This is a genomic window from uncultured Tenacibaculum sp. (genome assembly GCF_947499065.1).
GTDB lineage: Bacteria > Bacteroidota > Bacteroidia > Flavobacteriales > Flavobacteriaceae > Polaribacter.
This window is the reverse complement of record NZ_CANMMT010000001.1, coordinates 228,874-251,291: the sequence shown is the minus strand read 5'-3', so window position 1 is coordinate 251,291 and position 22,418 is coordinate 228,874. Positions and strand designations below refer to the sequence as shown.

General features: G+C 30.5%; 25 protein-coding genes. 13 read left to right on the top strand and 12 right to left on the bottom strand.

Going from position 1 to position 22,418, the window contains the following annotated elements; all coding sequences use genetic code 11:
- Window positions 1–4 precede the first annotated feature (4 nt).
- The 8 genes from sufD to Q0958_RS01125 all read right to left on the bottom strand — a co-directional run bounded on the left by sufD (window position 5) and on the right by Q0958_RS01125 (window position 8,490).
- On the bottom strand, window positions 5–1,318 hold the full coding sequence (sufD, locus tag Q0958_RS01160) for a Fe-S cluster assembly protein SufD (RefSeq protein WP_272150621.1): 1,314 nt from the start codon (window positions 1,316–1,318) through the stop codon (window positions 5–7).
- A gap of 29 nt (window positions 1,319–1,347) precedes the next feature.
- Window positions 1,348–2,100, bottom strand: coding sequence for a Fe-S cluster assembly ATPase SufC (gene sufC / locus Q0958_RS01155; protein ID WP_150898401.1), 753 nt, complete (start codon window positions 2,098–2,100; stop codon window positions 1,348–1,350).
- Between the two features lie 103 nt (window positions 2,101–2,203).
- Window positions 2,204–3,652 carry a Fe-S cluster assembly protein SufB gene (gene sufB / locus Q0958_RS01150; protein WP_299118552.1) on the bottom strand — a complete coding sequence of 483 codons (1,449 nt, stop codon included), beginning with the start codon at window positions 3,650–3,652 and terminating at the stop codon, window positions 2,204–2,206.
- 15 nt (window positions 3,653–3,667) lie between these two features.
- On the bottom strand, window positions 3,668–3,997 hold the full coding sequence (locus tag Q0958_RS01145) for an iron-sulfur cluster assembly accessory protein (RefSeq protein ID WP_150898403.1): 330 nt from the start codon (window positions 3,995–3,997) through the stop codon (window positions 3,668–3,670).
- Window positions 3,998–4,103: 106 nt separating this feature from the next.
- Complete coding sequence (locus Q0958_RS01140; RefSeq protein WP_299118551.1) at window positions 4,104–5,162, bottom strand: cytochrome c peroxidase; 1,059 nt, start codon at window positions 5,160–5,162, stop codon at window positions 4,104–4,106.
- A gap of 7 nt (window positions 5,163–5,169) precedes the next feature.
- Entirely contained in the window at window positions 5,170–5,937 is a 768-nt protein-coding gene (locus Q0958_RS01135) for an MbnP family protein (protein WP_299118549.1), read from the bottom strand.
- A 3-nt stretch (window positions 5,938–5,940) separates the two neighbouring features.
- On the bottom strand, window positions 5,941–7,269 hold the full coding sequence (locus Q0958_RS01130) for a hypothetical protein (protein ID WP_299118547.1): 1,329 nt from the start codon (window positions 7,267–7,269) through the stop codon (window positions 5,941–5,943).
- Window positions 7,270–8,490, bottom strand: a complete 1,221-nt coding sequence (locus tag Q0958_RS01125) for a choice-of-anchor B family protein (protein ID WP_299118545.1) — start codon at window positions 8,488–8,490, stop codon at window positions 7,270–7,272.
- 139 nt (window positions 8,491–8,629) lie between these two features.
- Between Q0958_RS01125 and thiL the strand changes: the two genes are divergently transcribed.
- From thiL to Q0958_RS01060, 13 genes are all read left to right on the top strand, one after another.
- Entirely contained in the window at window positions 8,630–9,676 is a 1,047-nt protein-coding gene (gene thiL / locus Q0958_RS01120) for a thiamine-phosphate kinase (RefSeq protein ID WP_299118544.1), read from the top strand.
- Window positions 9,677–9,846: 170 nt separating this feature from the next.
- Window positions 9,847–10,317: a peptidoglycan-binding protein LysM gene (gene lysM / locus Q0958_RS01115; protein WP_235274230.1), complete on the top strand. Its 471-nt coding sequence runs from the start codon at window positions 9,847–9,849 to the stop codon at window positions 10,315–10,317.
- Between the two features lie 210 nt (window positions 10,318–10,527).
- Window positions 10,528–11,394, top strand: a complete 867-nt coding sequence (locus tag Q0958_RS01110) for a YicC/YloC family endoribonuclease (RefSeq protein WP_235274229.1) — start codon at window positions 10,528–10,530, stop codon at window positions 11,392–11,394.
- A 2-nt stretch (window positions 11,395–11,396) separates the two neighbouring features.
- Window positions 11,397–11,999: a guanylate kinase gene (gmk, locus tag Q0958_RS01105; protein ID WP_299118539.1), complete on the top strand. Its 603-nt coding sequence runs from the start codon at window positions 11,397–11,399 to the stop codon at window positions 11,997–11,999.
- Between the two features lie 10 nt (window positions 12,000–12,009).
- Complete coding sequence (gene nadD / locus Q0958_RS01100; RefSeq protein WP_235274227.1) at window positions 12,010–12,594, top strand: nicotinate (nicotinamide) nucleotide adenylyltransferase; 585 nt, start codon at window positions 12,010–12,012, stop codon at window positions 12,592–12,594.
- 65 nt (window positions 12,595–12,659) lie between these two features.
- Window positions 12,660–13,511: a hypothetical protein gene (locus tag Q0958_RS01095; protein WP_299118537.1), complete on the top strand. Its 852-nt coding sequence runs from the start codon at window positions 12,660–12,662 to the stop codon at window positions 13,509–13,511.
- Between the two features lie 142 nt (window positions 13,512–13,653).
- Entirely contained in the window at window positions 13,654–14,217 is a 564-nt protein-coding gene (locus Q0958_RS01090; protein WP_299118535.1) for an RNA polymerase sigma factor, read from the top strand.
- 6 nt (window positions 14,218–14,223) lie between these two features.
- Window positions 14,224–14,598 carry a hypothetical protein gene (locus tag Q0958_RS01085; protein ID WP_299118533.1) on the top strand — a complete coding sequence of 125 codons (375 nt, stop codon included), beginning with the start codon at window positions 14,224–14,226 and terminating at the stop codon, window positions 14,596–14,598.
- A 56-nt stretch (window positions 14,599–14,654) separates the two neighbouring features.
- Window positions 14,655–15,092 carry a hypothetical protein gene (locus Q0958_RS01080; RefSeq protein WP_299118532.1) on the top strand — a complete coding sequence of 146 codons (438 nt, stop codon included), beginning with the start codon at window positions 14,655–14,657 and terminating at the stop codon, window positions 15,090–15,092.
- Window positions 15,093–15,162: 70 nt separating this feature from the next.
- The gene (locus tag Q0958_RS01075; protein WP_299118530.1) at window positions 15,163–16,050 is read left to right on the top strand and encodes a hypothetical protein; all 888 of its coding nucleotides are present in this window, start codon (window positions 15,163–15,165) and stop codon (window positions 16,048–16,050) included.
- Between the two features lie 91 nt (window positions 16,051–16,141).
- A complete protein-coding gene (locus Q0958_RS01070) occupies window positions 16,142–17,005 on the top strand; it encodes a M23 family metallopeptidase (RefSeq protein ID WP_299118528.1) in 864 nt (287 codons plus the stop codon).
- On the top strand, window positions 17,006–18,502 hold the full coding sequence (locus Q0958_RS01065; RefSeq protein ID WP_299118526.1) for a GH3 auxin-responsive promoter family protein: 1,497 nt from the start codon (window positions 17,006–17,008) through the stop codon (window positions 18,500–18,502).
- A gap of 4 nt (window positions 18,503–18,506) precedes the next feature.
- On the top strand, window positions 18,507–19,064 hold the full coding sequence (locus Q0958_RS01060) for an MOSC domain-containing protein (protein ID WP_299118525.1): 558 nt from the start codon (window positions 18,507–18,509) through the stop codon (window positions 19,062–19,064).
- 7 nt (window positions 19,065–19,071) lie between these two features.
- On the opposite strand, the gene Q0958_RS01055 is transcribed toward Q0958_RS01060, so the two are convergent.
- From Q0958_RS01055 to Q0958_RS01040, 4 genes are all read right to left on the bottom strand, one after another.
- The gene (locus Q0958_RS01055) at window positions 19,072–19,413 is read right to left on the bottom strand and encodes a VOC family protein (protein ID WP_299118523.1); all 342 of its coding nucleotides are present in this window, start codon (window positions 19,411–19,413) and stop codon (window positions 19,072–19,074) included.
- A 66-nt stretch (window positions 19,414–19,479) separates the two neighbouring features.
- Window positions 19,480–20,718, bottom strand: coding sequence for a sigma-70 family RNA polymerase sigma factor (locus Q0958_RS01050; protein ID WP_299118522.1), 1,239 nt, complete (start codon window positions 20,716–20,718; stop codon window positions 19,480–19,482).
- Window positions 20,718–21,065: a YciI family protein gene (locus Q0958_RS01045; protein ID WP_150898421.1), complete on the bottom strand. Its 348-nt coding sequence runs from the start codon at window positions 21,063–21,065 to the stop codon at window positions 20,718–20,720. The genes Q0958_RS01050 and Q0958_RS01045 overlap by 1 nt, the downstream gene beginning before the upstream one ends.
- A gap of 121 nt (window positions 21,066–21,186) precedes the next feature.
- A complete protein-coding gene (locus Q0958_RS01040; RefSeq protein ID WP_299118517.1) occupies window positions 21,187–22,305 on the bottom strand; it encodes a transglutaminase domain-containing protein in 1,119 nt (372 codons plus the stop codon).
- Window positions 22,306–22,418 lie beyond the last annotated feature (113 nt).

Below are 22,418 nucleotides of genomic sequence, written 5' to 3'. Positions count from 1 at the left end.
GATATTATAAGTCGAAACCAATATTAACACCTAATTTGTTAGCTATTAATTTATTAATTCTCTTTTTAACTTCAGGTATTTTTACACTTTCCAATACAGTATTAGCAAAAGCATACATTAATAATGCACGAGCTTCTTTTTTAGGAATACCACGTTGTTGCATATAGAACAATGCTTGTTCATCTAATTGCCCAATAGTACAACCATGAGAACATTTTACATCATCGGCAAAAATCTCTAATTGAGGTTTTGCATTTATCGTTGCTTTGTCGCTAATTAAAACATTATTGTTTTGTTGATAAGCGTTCGTTTTTTGAGCTTCTTTCTCAACAATAACTTTACCGTTGAAAACACCAGTAGAACGACCTCCATAAATACCTTTGTAGTCTTGGTGACTCTCACAGTTTGGTTCTATATGGTGAACTAAAGTGTGGTGGTCAACGTGTTGTTTTCCTTCAATAATTGTAATTCCTTTTAAAATAGAATCAATACGCTCTCCTTTTTGGTAGAAATTTAAGTTATTACGTGTAATATTTCCTCCAAAAGAGAAAGTATGTACAGAACAAACACTTTCCGATTGTTGCTCTATGTAAGTATTATCTACTAAAGAAGCGTTATCATTATCGTTCTGAATTTTATAATAATCAACAGTTGAATGTGTATCAGTAAAAATTTCAGTAACCACATTAGTAAGAACTGGGTTATCTGTTAAACTTTGATGACGCTCAATAATTTGAACATGTGCATTGCGTTCAGCTACTACTAAGTTTCTTGGTTGAATCATAGTAGCATCTTCCTTTCCAGTTGTAAAGTTGATAATCTGTATTGGTTTTTCAACTTCTACGTTTCTAGGAATATGAATAAATGCACCTTCAGTAGCAAAAGCAGTATTTAAAGATGTTAAATTATCTTGCTTAGCTATTTTATTGAAATAGTTTTCAATTACAGGTTTGTACTTAGGTTTAGATAATGCTGCTGAAAGTAAGCATACATCCATACCATCGTGTGTTGTTTCCGATAAGAAAGAGCTGTATTTACCATCGATAAAAATAATCTTATAACTATCTATATCGTGAATAAAATATTTCTTTACATCAGCTAATTCTATGGCAATATCATGTTCTGGAAATAAGCTATAATCTTCTTTTAAAACTGAATTTAAAGAAGTGTATTTCCAAGCCTCTAATTTCTTTGTAGGAAATCCTAATTTTTCAAACTCTTGTAACGCTTTTGTACGAATATCATGAATATCAGAATTAACATTCAATCCATTTTCAAAGGCTACATATGATGATAATAATTTCTCTTTTAACTCCATTCTTTCAATGTTTAGTTGAATCCAACTAATTATGAGTTTACCTCTTCTTTAATCCAATCGTATCCTTTTTCTTCAAGCTTTAAAGCTAAAGAAGCGTCACCTGTTTTTACAATTTTACCATCATGTAAAACGTGTACATAATCAGGAACTATATAATCTAATAAACGTTGGTAGTGTGTAATAACTACAACTGCGTTGTTTTCAGATTTTAATTTGTTTACACCATTAGCAACAATACGTAATGCATCGATATCTAAACCAGAATCTGTTTCATCTAAGATTGCTAATTTAGGCTCTAACATAGCCATTTGGAAAATTTCATTACGTTTCTTCTCTCCTCCAGAAAAACCTTCATTTAAAGAACGAGATAAGAATTTTCTATCAATTTCTAATAATTCAGATTTTTCACGAATCTTTTTTAGCATGTCTTTCGCAGGCATTTCTTCTAAACCTTGTGCTTTACGAGATTCGTTAATAGCTGTTTTAATAAAGTTAGTTACAGTAACACCAGGAATTTCTACTGGATATTGGAATGATAAAAATACTCCTGCATGCGCTCTTTCTTCAGGAGCTAATTCGCTAATATCTTCACCTTCTAACTCGATGTTTCCAGAAGTAACTTCATAATTTTCATTACCTGCAATTACAGATGATAAAGTACTTTTTCCTGCACCATTTGGTCCCATGATAGCATGTACCTCTCCAGCTTTAACTTCTAAATTAATTCCTTTTAGAATGTCTTTGTCTTCTACCTGTGCGTGTAAGTTTTCTATTTTTAACATTGTTCTTATGTTATGTTAGCTATTGCTACGTGTTTTTTTATTTTGTTTTGGGTAAAGTTGTGTTAAATAACAACTTAACTTAGTGGTTAAAATCAATTAAATTTTAACCTACACTTCCTTCTAAACTAATTTCTAATAATTTTTGTGCTTCAACAGCAAATTCCATTGGTAACTTATTTAATACTTCTTTACTAAATCCGTTTACAATTAATGCTATTGCTTTTTCGGTATCAATTCCACGTTGGTTACAATAAAATAATTGATCTTCACCAATTTTACTTGTAGTAGCCTCGTGCTCTATTTGTGCCGATTTATTTTTCGCTTCTATATAAGGGAATGTATGTGCTCCACACTCATTACCCATTAATAAAGAATCACATTGAGAGAAGTTACGTGCATTTTCAGCTCTTGAATTAATTTGTACTAATCCACGGTAGCTGTTTTGTGATTTTCCTGCAGATATACCTTTTGAAATAATGGTTGACTTAGTGTTTTTTCCTAAGTGAATCATTTTTGTTCCAGTATCTGCTTGTTGGTGATTATTAGTTACTGCAATTGAGTAAAACTCCCCTACAGAATTATTTCCTTTTAATACACAACTTGGGTATTTCCATGTTACTGCAGATCCAGTTTCTACTTGTGTCCAAGAAATTTTAGCATTGGTTTCGCAAATACCTCTTTTAGTTACAAAGTTGAAAACTCCTCCTTTACCTTCAGCATCACCTGGGAACCAGTTTTGTACTGTAGAGTATTTAATTTCAGCATCATCCATTGCGATTAATTCAACAACGGCTGCGTGTAATTGATTTTCATCACGTTGAGGTGCAGTACATCCTTCTAAGTAAGAAACATAACTTCCTTTATCAGCTACTACTAAAGTTCTTTCAAATTGCCCTGTACCACCTTCGTTAATTCTAAAATAAGTAGATAATTCCATTGGACAACGAACTCCTTTTGGAATATAACAGAATGATCCATCAGAAAAAACTGCTGAATTTAATGCTGCATAAAAGTTATCTGTTGTTGGAACTACAGAACCTATATATTTTTTAACTAATTCAGGATGCTCTTGTATTGCTTCTGAGATTGGCATAAAAATAATTCCTTTCTCAGCTAAAGTTTCTTTAAAAGTTGTTGCAACAGAAACAGAGTCCATTACAATATCAACAGCAACGTTAGCCAAACGTTTTTGTTCATCTAAAGAAATTCCTAATTTTTCAAAAGTTGCCAACATTTCTGGGTCAACTTCGTCTAAAGAATTTAATTTAGGTTTTTGTTTTGGTGCTGAATAATAAGCGATTTCTTGAAAGTTTGGCTTTTCGTACTGTACATTAGCCCATTCTGGCTCTTCCATTTGTTGCCAAACTCTAAAGGCTTCTAAACGCCATTCAGTCATCCATTCTGGTTCGTTTTTCTTTTTTGAAATAGCACGAACCACATCTTCGTTTAACCCTTTAGCAAAGGTTTCACTTTCTATATCTGTATAAAAACCATATTCATATTCTTTGGTTTTTAACTCTTCTCTTAAATCGTCTTCGGTATACTTGCTCATGATTGAGTTGTAATGTTATAAAGAAAAACTTTCACCGCAACCACATGTACGGTTTGCATTTGGATTGTTAAAAACAAATCCTTTTCCATTTAATCCTCCAGAATACTCTAAGGTAGTTCCGACTAGGTATAAAAAACTTTTTTTGTCAACAACAATTCTTACATCGTTTTCTTCAAAAATTTTATCATTTTCTTGGGTGTTTTTATCAAAGGTTAAATCGTATGATAACCCTGAACAACCACCACTTTTTACCCCAACACGAACAAAATCGGTTGTAGCGTTAAATCCGTCGTCTGTCATTAGTTCAATGACTTTCTTTTTAGCTGTGTCTGAAACTTTTATCATTGTATAAGTGGATTAACTCTAAATAGTTTGCAAATATACAATTTAAGTCTCACTTATTTGCACAACCTTTCATTGTGTTTTTAAATAGAGTTATTAATTTTCTCGATTATTCTTGGAAATCTGGATTATTGACAAAGTTATTGTCTGTAAGAGTAAGTAAAAAAGCTTTTAAGTCAGCTTTGTCTTTATTGGAAATATTTACACCTCCTTGATTCACTTTTTTCATCAAAGGATCAATTGTTGGAGAAGCTTTTAATCCTGTTGAATAGTGTTCAATAACTTCTTCTATTGTAGCAAACCTACCATCATGCATATAAGGAGCTGTAAATTTTAAATTTCTTAAAGAAGGGGTTCTAAATTTACCATTGTCGTTTGGATCACCCGTAACTTTACCCAGACCTAAATCTGTAAAAGTAGCATTCAAGCCATTATTATGAAATTTATTATCGGTCCATAAAGGGTTATTATTACTACCATGACAATGAAAACAATCTCCACGAGTTTCATCCATAAAGACATCAAAGCCATTTTTTTCTTCTGGGGTTAGCTGTGCTTTACCTAATAGAAATTGATCGAATTTAGAGTCTCCAGAAATTAGAGTTCTTTCAAATTGAGCAAGTGCTTTGGTTATTAATGTGGAATCTATTTTAACATTTCCAAAGGCTTGTTTGAATAATGTAGGGTATTCAGCATGGTTTTGAATCCTTTGTGCTACATCAGTCCATTTACTGTGCATTTCTATAGGATTACGAACTGGTTCTAAGGCTTGTCTTTCTAAACTTAATTCTTTTCCGTCCCAAGCAAAACGTTCATCAAAATTCCATGCTAAATTGAAAAGAGGCATGGAATTACGAGTTCCTAAATTTCCATCAACACCATCACTAAATCGAGTTTCATCGGTAAAAGCTCTTTTTGGATCATGGCATGTTGCACACGATTGTGTATTGTTTTTAGATAAAATTTTATCAAAAAATAGTTTTTTACCTAATGCAATACCTTCTTCTGTTAATGGGTTGTTTGAAGGTATAACTGGGGCAATTATTTTTTGTTGAAAAAGTTCAGGTACCTTTAAAGTAGTTGGTTTCGGAGTATATACATCTTCTTCTTTTGATGAGCAATTCATTAAAAGAAGAAGGAATACGATATATATACTTTTTTTTATCATTAATAATCTATTGCGAGATATTCCCTAGACTAAATACACCACTTTTTCCATTAGCAGCCATTAGTTTTTGAGCATCAAAATTAGGCATTAACATAGTGTTTAATGTATTTAAGTCCCATTCATTAGGGTTTTTAAACCATTCAGCAACATTCATCCTAATCTCTATTGTAGCATTATTTGTAATTAATATTGTACCTAATTCTACAGTGAAAAAAGTGTCTTCAAACTTTAAGTTTGTAGGGTCAGTATTATCTACAGCTTTAATAGCATGATAATTGAAGTTAGATTGAACACCACTTTTATTAATGTATTTTCCGTCCATTTGCATGAAGTGATAACCTCCACCTAACATTGTAGGAACTCCCCAAGAAACTGTGTTTAAATCTTGATAAACCCCATCTTTGTTATCGTCATTATTAAAACCAAATGTAATGGCTAATTTATACGACCCTTCAGATATTTTTTGAGGTAGCGTATGAATTAACTCATCACTTTTACTAAGGTCAATTAGTTTATAACCATCGAAAACCGTTGCTTTTTGATTTCCATCAGTTAAAGTTATTCTTGAAATTAAATATCTTAACCTATCTATAGTTAACTTAGTACCAGCTTTGTTGGTGAATTCAAAGCTACTTAAATCTGATTTTTCAATAGCAGTTCCATCCCAGTTTTGTGTAAAGTTTAGCTTAAGAGTAACTTCTTTTATAAGTTCATCACTATCTGAACTACAAGATAAAAGTAATAAGCTTAAAAAGAGGGTTAAATATTTTTTCATTTTTTATTTTAATTTTATGATTAATAGGTCTGAAAAACCTTTGTTTGTTTTTATGTCTTGGTTGTTGCTACTACTTTCGCCTACCGCAATAATACTTCCGTTTGAGAGTTCTACAGCATCGTAACAAAAATCTATTTCAGAACCTCCAATTGTTTTTTGCCATTGTTGGTTTCCATTTGCATCTATTTTAAGAATCCAAGCATCGTTTTGTCCTTTATTTACAATTCCATTATCGGAACTTCTCGAACTTCCAGAAATAATAAATCCATTATCTGATGTTTTATGAATAGAACGACCAACGTCAAAACTTGAACCTCCGTAATTTTTTTGCCAAATGATGTTTCCTTTGGTGTCAATTTTAGTTGCCCAAACATCTGCACCTCCATTGTTTTTAGTTACATCTTTATTATTGCTTCGACTATCTCCAATGATAATAAAATTACCATCGTTTGTTGCAGCAATACCTCTTGCTTCATCAATTTGATCACCTCCTAGAGATTTTTCCCAAACGAGTTTACCAGTTTTATCAATTTTAACAATCCAAAAATCGTATGAACCTTTGTTGTTTTTGATATCAACATCTATACTATCTGATGATCCTATCATTATATAGCCATCTGTTGTTTCTACGACACCATAACAAGTATCTGTATTTTGACCACCAAAGTATTTTCGCCATTCAATATTACCAGATGAATTTAGTTTTATACCCCAATAATCGCCTCCAGCATGTTTTGCTGCAAACTTAGAGTTTCCTTGTCCTCCTGAAGCTGTTACGTCTAAAATACTTCCAACAAAATAACCACCATCACTAGTCTGTATTATACTAAATCCTTGATCTGTTCCAGAAAAACCAGTAGTGGTTTTCCATGTAATATTTCCAGTAGCATCTAGTTTTAATATCCAAACATCTTCAAAACCTTCATTGGTAGTTAAATCTCCGTCAGCGCTTTTATTAAATCCTATAATAGCAAATCCTTTATCACTCGTTTCAATAATTTGATATGCTCTATCGTCTTTAGAGCCACCATAGTTTTTTTGCCATTGTAATTTATCATCCTTATCAAACTTTAAAAGCCAATAATCATATTGAACGGTGGTTTTGGTAGTAGAAACATCTCCATCAATACTTTGAGTGTAACCTAAAACAGCATAGCCGTTGTCTGAAGTTTGCACAACACTTCTTCCGCTTTCATTTCTGGTTCCTCCATAAGTTTTTATAAAATCTACTTGCAATGCTTTTATAGGGTTAGATAAGCTAATACCATCATCATTGCTACAGCCTACAATTGCAAGAGTAATAAATAAAAAAATTGAAAGTCTTTTTAACATTTATTGTTTTTTGATGATGAATAATCCTCTATTAATATCACTTACTAAAATTTTTCCACTTTTAAAATAAGGGTACACATTCCATACACCATTAAAACTAGCCCCATCATTGTCTGGATAAGTGTCAAAATAACCAGTTTCAGTTATCGTTTTACCATTGATATTTGAAATATCTATAAAACGTACACCAGCAGTGTAATTTGCTAAATAAAATGTATTGTTTTTTACATAGCCATTATGATCTATAGCTTCGGTTAATCCAGTATATATAAAGTCTAGTTTTGGATTGTCTAAATCAGTAAAGTCAAAAATAATAGTCTTTGTTTTATTTCCAAAGTTTTGTTCATCTAATTCATCTCCTAAAATAAAGTGTTTTTGATTTTCTGTAAACCATCCTTGATGCGTATAGCCAACATTAGGATAAGATATTTTTGAAATATTCTTTGGATTTGCTTTGTTACTTATATCTACAATAACTACTTCATTTTCATTGCTCCCTATTAAAATTTCTTTTCCAGTATAATCGGTGTCTGGGCCATTATAAGTAACAACTTGTGCATCGTGGCTGTAGTTGTCCATTCCCCATCCACCTTCGCTTTTTGGGTTTTTAGGGTCTTGTATGTTTATAAACAAGGGACCCCCTTTGTAAGTTCCTGTTTTACTTGTTCCAACAGGATAAGCATAACCAGAATTTTCATTAATAACCATGTTGTGTGCGCTACCAAATTCTGTAAAATGTGTATCTGCTGTAAAAGTAGTAGGAGTATTAGTTATATTTCGTAATCGCGTTAAATCGAAAACTTGCATTCCATGATTAGATGCTTCACTAACAATAAATGCATGGTCTTTATATACTTTAACATCTCTCCACGAACTGCTCACTGTTGCTGTTGGTAGTTTACCTAGATAAACAGGGTTATCTGTATCTGAAATATCTACAAATGCAGTTCCGTTATTTAAACACATAATTGCGTATTCTTTGTTGGTAGTTGTGTCAGTCCATCCCCATGAATCATTTCCTTTCGTAGCATCAAAAGTATCCAAAGGAAGAGTTAAAAGTAAATCATAACCACTACAAGGATATATTCCAGCTTTACCACCTGTACATTTTACTATATTAGTAGGGTCAGGTTGCGGTTGTGCTGGAGGTGTATCACTTGAAGAACAAGAAATTAAAAAAGAGAATGAGATTAGGCTAAGTAAAGTTCTGTATTTTATCATATTCGGGAGCTTTTAAAACACTAAAATAAATAATTAACTAATTATAAAACATTTATAAACAGTTAAACCCTATGAATATTTTAAATTAGGTTACTAATTTATAATGTTTTTTTTAGTTACTAGTTGTTATCTTTGCAGCATGTTAGAAGATAAAAATCAAGAGAGAACTTCATTGTCTAAACTAGGAGAGTTTGGATTAATTAACCATTTAACAGGGCATTTTAAGTTATATAATTCTTCAACTCAAAAAGGTATAGGAGATGATGCAGCAGTTATAAGTCAAACAGGTAAAGAAACGTTAATAACGACTGATTTACTTATAGAAGGTGTGCATTTTGATTTAAGTTATATGCCTTTGAAGCATTTAGGATATAAAGCAGTAATGGTTAACTTATCTGATGTGTATGCAATGAATGGAGTAGCTGAGCAAATAACTGTATCAATTGCAATTTCTAATAGGTTTCCATTAGAAGCAGTAGAAGAATTATATGCGGGTATAAAATTAGCATGTGATACTTATAAAGTAGATTTGATAGGAGGAGACACAACATCATCAACTAAAGGAATGCTAATTTCTGTTACAGCAATAGGATCAGCAAAAAAAGAAGATGTAGTATACAGAAGTGGAGCTAAAGAAACTGATTTAATAGTTGTTTCTGGTGATTTAGGAGGAGCATATCTTGGTTTACAGATTTTAGAAAGAGAAAAGCAAGTATTTCAGGTAAACCCTCAAAATCAACCTGATTTGGATAATTATACCTATTTAATAGAACGTCAATTAAAACCAGAAGCTCGTAAAGATGTACCTGAGTTATTAAAAGAGCTTGAGGTAAAACCAACAGCTATGATTGATATTTCTGATGGACTTTCTTCGGAGATTATGCATATTTGTAAGCAAAGTAAATTGGGGTGTAAGATTTATGAAGATAAATTACCATTAGACCCTCAGGTGATATCTACTTCAGAAGAATTTAACATGGATAGTACTATGATTGCTTTAAGTGGAGGAGAAGATTATGAATTGTTATTTACAGTTCCAATCTCAGAATTTGATAAAATAAAAGGGAATCCTAACTTTTCTGTTATAGGACATATGACAGAGGAAAATCAAGGAATGAAGTTAGTTACAAGGGCAAATCAAGAAATGGATTTGAAAGCCCAAGGATGGAATTCTTTTGATGAGTAAAAAAGTTAAATCAAAATATAAAAAGTCATACTTAGTTGTATGGCTTTTTTTTTTGAAAAATAATTTTTAAGAAATTCGTTTCTGGTTGAATTGAAAAAGCATAAAAAAATGACGTAAAAATTGTATATTGGTCAAGCAAAAAATTAATAATTAACAAAAAATCAAAAAGAATGGGAATTTTTTCATTTATTAAAAATGCTGGTGCCAAAGTATTTGGTATTGGAAAAACAACAGAAGAAGAAGCTTCAGAAAAAGCTGCAAAATTAGTAGATGCTGTAAATACTTTAGAGTTATCTGTTGAAAACTTATCAATTACTGTTGATGAAGACAAGGCAACGGTATCGGGAGAAGCATCAGATTTAGCAACAAAAGAAAAAGTGGTCTTAGTAGTAGGAAACACGAATGGAATTGCATCTGTAGAAGATAATATGACTGTAGCAGAAGTTGAAGAGGTAGAAGAAGCAGCAATGGCGCAATTTCATACAGTAGTAAGCGGAGATTCGTTAAGTAAAATTGCAAAAGAGTTTTACGGTAATGCAATGAAGTATCCAGTTATTTTTGAAGCAAACAAACCAATGTTAACGCACCCAGATAAAATTTATCCAGGGCAAGTATTAAGAATACCACCTTTAGTGGACTAATCAAGAGTTAATCAACCAAAGAAAGAGTACTGCATTTGCAGTACTTTTTTTATTTCTATTTGTTTTTTAAAGTTAGTATTAACTTCATTTTCATATTGTATAGTAATAAAATTATATGAAGGTTTAATGTTCAAAAGCCTTTTTTGGTTGCTAAACAAGTGGTTGCAAAAAATAAATAAATGTATATTTGCGGTTTATTAAATTGGAGATATGATACAGTCTATGACGGGTTATGGAAAATCCGTACTACATTTACCATCTAAGAAAGTAACCATTGAGATTAAATCTCTAAATAGTAAGAATTTAGATTTAAATACTAGAATTCCATCTTATTACAAGGAAAAAGAATTATCTGTTCGAAAAAAATTAGCGAGCAATTTGGTAAGAGGTAAAGTAGACTTCTCTATTTATGTAGAAATGACTGCAGATGAAACTTCAACAACTGTAAATAATGCTGTTGTAAGAGAATATATACAACAATTAAGAAATGTAACTCAAGCAGGTTCTTCTGATGATATTGAGCTTTTAAAGATGGCAGTAAGAATGCCAGATGCTTTAAAAACAGAGAGAGAAGAGTTAGATGAAGAAGAGTGGAATCAGATAGATATCCATATTGATGAAGCATTAAAAGAAATTATTCAATATCGTAAAGATGAAGCTAAATCTTTAGAAGAAGATTTTAAAGTAAGAATAGCTAATATTCAGTTAGCTTTAGAAGAAATAAAAAAGCTAGATGGAGATAGAATAGAACATGTTAAAGAGCGTTTACAAAAAGCATTAACAGAGTTAAAAGTTGAAATTGATGAAAATCGATTTGAACAAGAATTAATTTATTATTTAGAAAAATTAGATATAAACGAAGAGAAAGTTCGTTTAGCAAATCATTTAGAATATTTCTTGGAACAATTAGCAACACCAGATTCTAATGGTAAAAAATTAGGATTTATTATTCAGGAAATAGGAAGAGAGATAAATACTACAGGGTCTAAAGCAAATTTTGCTCCAATGCAAAAATTGGTAATTCAAATGAAGGACGAGTTAGAAAAAATTAAAGAACAAATATTAAACGTTTTATAGAAATGACTAAAGAATTTAAAGGAAAATTATTTGTGTTTTCAGCGCCATCAGGATCAGGAAAAACAACAATTGTACGTCATTTATTAAAGCAAGAAAGATTTGGATTGGAATTCTCTATTTCAGCAACGTCAAGAGATCCAAGAAGTAATGAGGTTGATGGAGAAGATTATTATTTTATTTCAGCGAAAGACTTTAAGCAAAAAATAAAGAACGAAGAGTTTTTAGAATGGGAAGAGGTTTATATGAACAACTTCTATGGTACTTTAAAAACAGAAATAGAGCGTATCTGGGCTTTAGGAAAACATGTGATTTTTGATATTGATGTAAGAGGAGGTTTACGAATTAAAGAAAAATTTCCAGAAGAAACATTAGCAGTATTTGTAAAACCACCAGATATTAATGAGTTATTAAGACGTTTAAAAAGTAGAGGTGAAGAAAGCGAAGAAAAAATAGCTTCAAGAATAGCCAAAGCTCCTATAGAGTTGGCAACAGCACCAATGTTTGATAAAATTATTAAAAACTACGATTTAAAAGTAGCCTTGCAAGAAGCTGAAGATTTAGTTGATGAATTTTTAGGTTTAGATAAAGCTAATCAAAAGGAGTAGGTTTTTAGGTATGAAAAATATCGGATTATATTTTGGGACATTCAACCCTATTCATATTGGTCATTTGATTATAGCAAATCATATGGTTGAAAACTCTGATTTGGATGAAATTTGGATGGTAGTTACTCCACACAATCCATTTAAAAAGAAAAGTTCTTTATTAGATAATCATCATAGGTTAGAAATGGTGTATTTAGCAACCAAAGAGTATGATAAAATAAAACCGTCTGACATAGAGTTTAATTTACCACAACCTAATTATACTATAAATACTTTAGCGCACATAACAGAGAAGTATCCAGACTATAATTTTAATTTAATTATGGGAGAGGATAATTTAAAGAGCTTTCATAAATGGAAAAATTATGAAGCAATTTTAGATGATTATAATATTTATGTGTATCCAAGAATATCAGAGGGTATTGTTGAAAATGAATTTTTAGAAAACTCAAAAATTCATAGAGTTGACGCGCCTATCGTACAAATATCATCAACAATGATTCGAAATGGAATCAAAGCTAAAAAGAACATGAAACCACTTCTTTCTACTGAAGTTTGGACTTATGTTGATGAGATGAATTTTTATAAAAAATAATTTTTTTTAAAACTTTTTTAAAATACTTAGGTCAAAGAACTGATTAACTTTTAAAATTAGTAATTATGACTTTAAGTAATGTACAAAGAAAATTAAGCGGACTATTTATAGCTGGATTATTATTGTTTGCATCTTGTGAATCTAATGATGGGATAGATTTAGAAGCAAATGCTGTAACAACAGAAGAGGCTTTAAATGTAGTTTTAGCAGATGATATTTCTACAGAGATTGATGAGGTAATTGAAGATGATGGAATAGATAGTGGATTTGAAAGTAAAAGTACAACACCTTCTTCTAATCACCCAGATTGTGTTGTAAGAACTTCAGAAGAAACAGCAACAGGAAAAATTGTAACCTTAGATTTTGGAGATGGATGTGAAGGTAAGAGAGGAAGAGAATTTGCTGGTAAAATAATTATAGAGTATGTTAAAACTGATAGTAGTTTTTCAAAGACTGTAACTTTTGAAAACTTTTCAGTAGAAGGAAATAGTGTTGAAGGAGGGAAATCTATAGTAAAGGTAAAAGAAAATTCAAATGGAAATCCAGAAGCAACTTTTACTATTGATATTAAAATTACTTTAGAGTCAGGAGTTGAAATTACCAAAAAAGGCACAAAGGTAAAAGAGAAAATAGAAGGAGCAGATACAGATAATAGAGGAGATGATGTGTATTCAATATCAGGAAGTTGGGAGTCTATAAATAAAAATGGTGTTGTAAAAACAGCGACAATTACTACCAATTTAAGGAGAGAATGGGCTTGTAAATATATTGTAAGTGGTGTAATAGAGCTTTCAAGAGATGGAGCTACTGCTACTTTAGATTTTGGAGACGGATCATGTGATAATGTAGCAACTTTAACGAATGCTAATGGAGATACTAAAGAAATTACTTTGAAATTGAATAAGAAAAAGAAGTAAGTTTTTATTAATTAAGGGAAGAACCAGCTCATAGAGCTGGTTTTTTTATGCCGTTCATTTTTAGTAATTTAAAAAAATAAGGAAAATCTAAACTTTTTAAAACTTTAGAGGTCTAACTAAGAAATAAGACTATTAAAAACCAATGAACGAAGCTGATTTTATAAATCAATTAACTAGTAAGAAATATAAAGAACGGGCGTTTTCTAAATTATTAGATTTATATCAAGAGCGTTTGTATTGGCATATTCGAAAATTAGTAGGAACTCACGAAAACGCTGATGATGTGTTGCAAAATACATTTGTAAGAGTATATAAAAGTTTAGCAAATTTTAAGCAACAAAGTTCACTTCATACTTGGATGTATAAAATAGCATATAACGAGTCTATGCGTTTTATAGAGAAAGAAAAGAAGAAAACTTTTTCTTCGCTTCAAGATGTGAGTGATAAGTTTTTAGGAGATTTAAAAGACGATATCTTTTTTGATGGAGATGAAGCACAATTAAAATTGCAAACAGTATTAAGTCAATTGCCGGAAAATCAAAAGAAGGTATTTTACATGAAATATTACGATAACTTAAAGTTTAGAGAAATTTCAAATATTTTAAAGATCAAAGAAGGAACAGTAAAAACACATTATTATGGAGCTGTAAAATATATAGAAAGTAACATAACTAAAATGTCGTATATAGAAAAAATTAAAGCATAGTTTGTTATGAGCACACAAAATGATAACTTTAACATTCGAAATACTTTTGATATGAATACACAAAGAAAACATAAATCCGATTTAGGTTTGGATGTACCTTCGGATTATTTTTCAAAATCTAAACAGTCTATTTTAGAACAAACAGTTTTAGAGAAAAAAGGAAAAGTAGTTTCTTTGTATAAAAAAATATCTATTTGGTCAGCTGTAGCGGTTGTAGCATTGTTATTTACTTTAGCTGTGTATAACCCTATTGGAATAAGTAGTGAAGAAGAAAATGATATTTTAATAGCATCGTTAGTAACAGAGGAAGCAGATGTTGATAAGCTACTGGAAGATTATGTAAACGAAGAATTATTAACAGATGAAATTTTTTCTGAGTAAGATTAAAACTTTTTAAGAAATAAAAGGTCTAAAGAATAGTATTAATAAGAATAAAGATGAAACCGATACAAATCATATTAGCAATTATATTTTCGCTTTTATTAGGTGTTTCAAATGTGGTAGGTCAGAACTCAATAGAAAAGTTAAATCTTTCTAAAGAGCAAAAGCAATTATTAAAAACCCAAAAAGAACTAATAAAAAAAAATAGAGAAGCATTTAAAGCTACGCTTACTCCTAGTCAAAAGGCTATATTAAAAAATCAGGCTTTAACTAAGCAAGAAAGACAACAAGCTTTAAAGAGGTCATTAACATCGTCTCAAAAAAAATTAGTAGCACAAAATACTAAGAGTGTAAAACAAGTAAAAGCTAAGTTTAGAAATACACTTACTAAATCGCAAAAAGCGCAGCTAAAAACACGGTTTAAAAATAAAAACTCAAAAAAAAGAATTAAAAAAAATATTAGAAACAGAACACAAAATAGGAAAAGAAGATAGAAATTTTTGTAGTGTATTTGATTATAGTGGTTGATCTTATCAACCACTTTTTTGTATTTTTATAGCATATATGAAAAAAACATTTTTACTTTTTTCTTTATTATTAAGCGCTATTTGTGCTTATGGACAAGTCTCTTCTGAAGAATCAGAAGATGTTCAGCTTTCAGAAGAAGATGAAATTATTGACAGTATTTTAGAGGAAGAAAGTGAAGAAGAGTTTTTAAAATCGGTAACAGAACTTCAGTTTATTCATTTATCGGTAGAGTATAATAACAAAACGTATTTTTCAGGAAGAGATATTGGAACAGATCAGTTTAATATAGGTCCACAAATAACTTATGTTCATTCAAATGGTTTGTTCATTGGTTTAACCGGAGTTTATTATGATCAATTTACACCAGAATGGGATTATACATCAGCAACTATAGGTTTTGGTAAAAGTTTTGGGAAAAATAAACAGTACAGATGGTCTATTTCATATGATAGATATTTTTATTCAGACACTTCTGAAAATAATCCTTTTAAAAATGCATTATCTTTAGGAATAGAAATAGATAATAAAAAGAAAACCTTTGGAACGGAAGTATCAACAACTTATTTATTTGGAAGTGATAATTCATTTCAAATAGTTTCTTCTACATATGGGGTTGTTAATTTAGTGAAAAAGAAGCGCCATCATTTAAGATTACAGCCTCAATTAAACATAGTGTTAGCTCAACAAACAATTCAGTTGTCACAAACTTTTACTATTAGAGGTAAGCAATTTACAAGATATGTTCAAAATAATGATTTTGGATTAATAAATACACAGTTGCAAGTACCTTTACAATATAGTACTGGTAACGTTGATTTTGAGTTAGGCTATACCTTTAACTTCCCAACAGCCTTAGAGGGAGAAACGAATTTGAATACAACTAGTTTTTTTAATTTTTCTATCTCGTATTTGTTTGATTTATAATACTTCATTTTTTAACATAAGGTGTAATTAGGGTAAAAAATAGTTACGCCATTTTTTCGTTGTATATTTGAATTCCAAACTAGTATTAAAAGTGACAAAAATTCAAAAAAAGCGAAAGCTTAAACAAAAACTAATTGATAAATATCGATTGGTGATTTTAAATGAAGATACTTTTCAAGAAAAATTTTCATTAAAATTATCACGTCTAAATGTATTTGTTTTTGGAGGAGTGTTTTCAATAATTCTTATTGTATTAACTTCTTTATTGATAGCCTTTACAGGTTTGAGAGAATACATACCAGGGTATTCGTCTACAAGCTTGAAGAAAGAAGCTGCAAGAGCAATTTATAAATCAGATTCTTTACAAAAAAAGTTAGCAATATTAGAACGTTATACTAGAGCTTTAAAACCTGTTTTTACTGGGGAAATAGAGCCAGAAAAGGTTGATTCAATTAAAGATGTAGCTCAAAACATTGTAGTTGATGAAAGTAAGTTAGGGCCTACAGAACAAGATTTGCAATTTAGAGATAAGGTTGAAGGAAAAGATCGATTCCCTCTGTCAGAAGGAGCAGAAGGAAGAGCAAAAATTGTGTTTTTTTCTCCCTTGACAGGAAGTGTGTCTCAAAAGTTTAATAGAGACGATAAGCATTATGCAATAGATATTGTTGCGCAAACAGGAACTCCAGTAAAAGCAATTGCAGATGGGACAGTTATTTTATCGGAATGGACTGCAGAAACAGGGTATGTAATAACAATTCAACATCCTAACGAATTTATATCTGTTTATAAGCATAATGGAGCATTATTGAAGGAACAAGGGGATATCGTAAAATCAGGAGAAGTAATAGCAAGTGTAGGTTCAACAGGTGAATTAACTACAGGGCCACACTTACATTTCGAGTTATGGAGTAATGGATTTCCGGTGGATCCAACAAATTATATAGATTTTCAGTAAATGAGTATTAAATCAAGAATAGCAATTCCATTTGCAAAGCAGATTCGAAAAAGAGTGTATAAATGGGCAAATAAGCCACATGAAACACAAGAAAAAGTCTTTAAATATTTAGTAGCTGAAGGTTGTAAAACTGCTTTTGGACAGGATCATGATTTTATTTCTATCAATAATTATGAAGATTTTAAAAAGCGAGTTCCTGTAAATGATTATGAAGGATTAAGAAGCTATGTTGATAGGATGGTGGAAGGAGAAGAGAATGTTTTATGGAAAGGAAAACCATTGTATTATGCAAAAACATCTGGAACAACGTCTGGAGCTAAATATATTCCGATAACAAAAGAGTCAATGCCTACACATATTAAAGCAGCACGAAATGCCTTGTTGTTTTATATTGCTGAAACAAATGATGCAAGTTTTGTAGATGGAAAAATGATTTTTTTACAAGGAAGTCCTGTTCTAGAAGATATGAATGGAGTAAAGTTAGGACGTTTAAGTGGAATTGCTGCGCATTATGTACCTAACTATTTATTAAAAAATCGTTTGCCTAGTTGGGAAACCAATTGTATAGAAGATTGGGATACTAAAGTAAATAAGATAGTAGAAGAGACCTTACCGGAAAACATGACGGTAATAAGTGGTATACCTTCTTGGGTACAAATGTATTTTGAGAAGTTGATAGATAAAACAGGAAAAACAATTTCTGAAACCTTTCCTAATTTTAACTTCTTTATTTATGGAGGTGTAAATTTTGAACCTTACAAGAATAAGTTTGAGACATTAATAGGTAAAAAGATTGATTATGTTGAATTGTATCCTGCATCAGAAGGATTCATAGCTTATCAAGATACTCAAACAGAAAAAGGAATGTTATTGCAGTTAAACTCAGGTATTTTTTATGAGTTTATACCAGCAACAGAATTTTTTGATGAAAATCCAACTAGAATTTCTTTAAAAGATGTACAGTTAGGAATAAATTATGTAATTATTTTAAATACTACAGCTGGACTTTGGGGCTATAATATTGGAGATACAGTAGAGTTTACTTCATTAAAACCTTATAGAATAAAAGTAACTGGACGTATTAAGCATTTTATTTCTGCTTTTGGAGAACACGTTATAGGTAAGGAAGTGGAAAAAGCTTTAAATGATGCCATAGTAGGGACAGATGTAAATGTTAGCGAATTTACAGTAGCTCCTCAAGTAAATCCAGAAAGTGGATTGCCATATCATGAATGGTTTATTGAGTTTGAAAATGAACCTGATAATTTAGAAGAACTAGCTTCTAAAATAGATGCATCAATGCAGTCCCAAAATGTATATTACTTTGATTTAATTGAAGGGAAAGTACTACGACCTTTAATAATTAGAAAAGTAAAAAAAGGTGGATTCCATGAGTATATGAAATCTATAGGAAAGTTTGGAGGTCAAAATAAAATTCCACAATTATCAGATAATAGAAAGATTGCTGACGTATTACAAGGCTTTTTAAAAGAATAAAAAAATGAAGATAGTATCTACAAACATAGGGGAACGAAAAGAAATTGATTGGAAAGGAAAGTTGATAACGACTGGTATTTTTAAATTTACAATAGATGAACCTATTTTTTTAGATGTTGAAGATGTTAGAGGAGATGCAGTTTGCGATAGAGTACATCATGGAGGATTAGAGCAAGCAGTTTATGCCTATTCAGAAAAACACTATGCTTATTGGAAAGAATTTTACCCAGATTTGGATTGGCAATATGGAATGTTTGGAGAAAATCTAACTATTGATGATTTGGATGAATCTAAAATTCATGTAGGAGATACTTATAAAGTAGGTGATGTAGTTATAGAAGTAACAAAACCACGTCAACCTTGCATGAAACTTGGAGTACGATTTAATAATATGAAAATCGTAAAACAGTTCTGGAAACAGGATTTTCCAGGAATTTACTTTAAAATATTAGAAACCGGTAAGGTAAAATCGGGAGATGAATTTGAACAAATAAAATCATGTCCCGAAAATCCTACTATTGCTGAGGTATATCAACAAAAAAGAATTAAAAAAGGAATGTAATTAGGTTTTATTTGTCAGACCAAATGGCTAGTTCGTTTCCAGAAGGATCTTTGAAATGAAATCTTTTTCCTCCAGGAAAAGAAAATATTTCTTTAGAAATGGTTCCGTTTAATTCGATAATATGTTTTTTAATTTCTTCTAAGTTTTCGTTATATAAAACTACCAAAGCTCCATTGTTTATTTCTTCATCAGTTTTTTCAAATCCACCTTCTAATCCACTACTAGAAAAAGCGGTGTAGGTAGGACCGTAATCAGTAAAAGTCCAATCAAAAGCTTTTGAATAAAATTGTTTTATTTTTTCAATGTTTTTAGCTTTAAATTCAATGTAATTTATGTGATTGTTGTTCATTGTTTAATTTTTAGAACTGAAAACTAATTTATCTTTTTAAAAAAAGCAAAACAACTTAAGTTAAAATTAGTTTTTAAAAGTAGCTTTCTTCTTTTTTAAGTATTCTTTTTCGAATTTATTGGTAACCTTTTCAATAGCTAAATCAATATTTTTTATAGCTTCTTCTTTGTTATTTATTGCAAAAAAGTAATCTGCTTTAGCACCGTAAAATAAATAAGAACGCTGTTCTAGAATGTCAGGTTGTAATTGATCAAAATAATAATTGGCTTTAATGTAGTTTTTGTTTTGTAAACAAACAACAGCCATAGTTAGTAAATGAGAAGGATTGGGTTGTAGTTTGTGTAAGCATTGATACCATTGCAATATTTTATTCCAATTAGTTTGTTTAAAACTTGGAGCTTTGATATGTTCTGAAGCTATAGCAGCTTCATAATGATAAGAAGAGAATACATTACCTTCCACAGCTTTGTTCATCATAGCATTGCCTAATTGAATTAAAGGAAAAGACCATTTGTTTCTATCTTGTTCTCTTAAATCTAATAATTCATTTTCTGTGTTTATTTTAGCATCTAAACGAGCAGCATGAAAACACATTAAACCAAATAAGGCATAACTTGCAGAAATATTTGTGTGTTTATTTTTTAATAAGCTTTTGCACAAACGCATTGCTTCTCCACATAACTCTTTTTGTATTAAAATTTCTTTTTTATTTGAATGAAAACCTTCGTTAAAGATTAGATATAGAACTTCTAAGACACTTTCTATACGATGGGGAAGCTCATTGCCTTGAGGGATTTTAAATTCAAGTTTTGTTTTTTTAATTGTCTTTCTAGCTCTTAATAAACGTTTTTTAATCGTTTCTTCTTTAGTGAGCAAAGCAGATGCTATTTCTTTTATACTAAATCCAGAAATAGTTTTTAAAGCAAAGGTAATTCTGTCTTTTGGAGCTAAGTTTGGGTGACAGGCAGTAAAAATCATTCGTAACTGTGCATCTTCAATTTCAGAGTCTAAGAACAATTCGTTAATACTTATAACTTCAATCCCACTTTTAATTTCGGGGAGGTACTTTTGTTCTGCTTTAAGTTTTCTGAAAAGATCAAGTACTCTATTTTTAGCAGCTTGAGTTAGCCATGCTTCTGGATTTTCTGGATTTTTATTTTGCCAACTAATACTTGCTTTTAAAAAAGTATCTTGAATAGCATCTTCTATAATCTCTAAGTTAGAAAGTCCAAAGATTCGAGTTAAAACAGAAATCATCTTTCCGCTATGATGGCGGAAAAGATGATCTATGTGAGAGTTTTTCATTATTTGTCAAATACCATGATTTCACGAATTTCTACAGTATTCCCTAAGTCATAATCAGGGAAATCTTGTGCAATTTCTTGCACTTCGTTAAAATCTTTAGCCTCAACTAAAAAGTATCCACCAACAACTTCTTTTACATCTGCTGAAGTTAAGTCTGTAATTGTTCTGTTTTTTCCAGTAACACGTCTTATTTGTGGAGTCAAAGCCTCACCTCCACGTAAAATTCCAGCTTGCTCCATTTTGTTACTCCAAGCAAACCATTTTTCCATTCTTGCTTGTACATCTTCTTCTGAAAGTCCTAAATCGATATATTCTTTACCGATAAAAATCATCATAAAATTTTTCATAAATTAAAGTTTTAAATTATTTACTATTAAGACGTATGTCAGAAATGTAAAGAGGACACTTCTTTAATTTTTTTATAACTTAGAGTTACTAATTTAATTGAAAATTATTAAAACAATTGATTTATTGTGGTTTAGCGTAAAAATCATTTAATGAGTTAGTATATAAACAGTAATCTATTGTCAAGTCCCAAAAATTCACTTTTGTAAGGTTTGGTGCGCCAACTGGAGCAAGCATTATACTTGTTTTATCTTTAATTTTATGTGCTTCAATATTAGAGCCTATTCTAGTTCTGTGATCTAAACTAGTATCTAAATAATACAGGTAGTCGTATACAAACTCAGCATATTGTCTTTTAGAAACCTTTTTTAAACTTTTTAGTTTTAAGTCTTTGTAGTTATTTGTTAGAGCATCTTGAAATTCAACAGCATTTAAAGGAACATTGTTAAGAGAAGGCATAATGTTAAATTGCCCATCTAGAAATACCCATTTGTTTAAACTGTTAACATATACTTCAGTAGCAACATGACCAGGAGATGATTTTCTTGTTTCAGCATCTTTTGTTTTTAAATAAATGGTTCTAGATTTAAAACCAGCATTTTCTAATTGTGCTTTAAGAACTATAGCATAAGCAAAGCAAGGAAAATTACCACCAGCTTTTGCTTCATCTAAAATTGTAATAGGGTCAGATTTACTTGGGGAATTATTTCCATTATGCTTCCATCTAGAATTTGTCCAGTCTAATATTTGTAATAATTTTTCAGTATCAGTAATATCTTTTTTAAATTCCTGAACAGGGTATTTAGCCGCTAATTCAGACAAGTATGAATTTCCTTTGTTTTCTTCATATAAGATGTTAAAGGTTGTGTCTTGAGGGGTTGTGGCGTACTTTATTTTATCTTTAGGGAAATCAATTCCTGTAATAATAGTATGCGCATAGGTAGAATCTTTAAGGTTAACATAAAAATCATAGGATTTACCAGCTGATACGTCAAAGGATATACTATCAATATCTGTTTTAAAAATAAACTTTTCAGGATTTGAATAACATAAGACTTTTAAGGTGTCGTGTTTTACTTGTGGTGCTATTGACCACCATCCGTCATACCAATTTTCTGCAATTTTATATTTTGTGCCTGTAGAATTTGCGTTAATTACAGGATGCCCGTTATGTTGTTTTTCTTTTTGGCAAGAAACCATAATAAAGCAGATAGAAAGAAGTAATAAAAGGTTTTTTTTCATAGTGAATAGAGTTTTTGGTTAACTTTTTTTATTAGTTGTAAATATATAAATAAGACATTCTTTTTTGCATATAGGTTGTCTTTTATGCAAAAAAAAAATACTTCTTTTAAGAG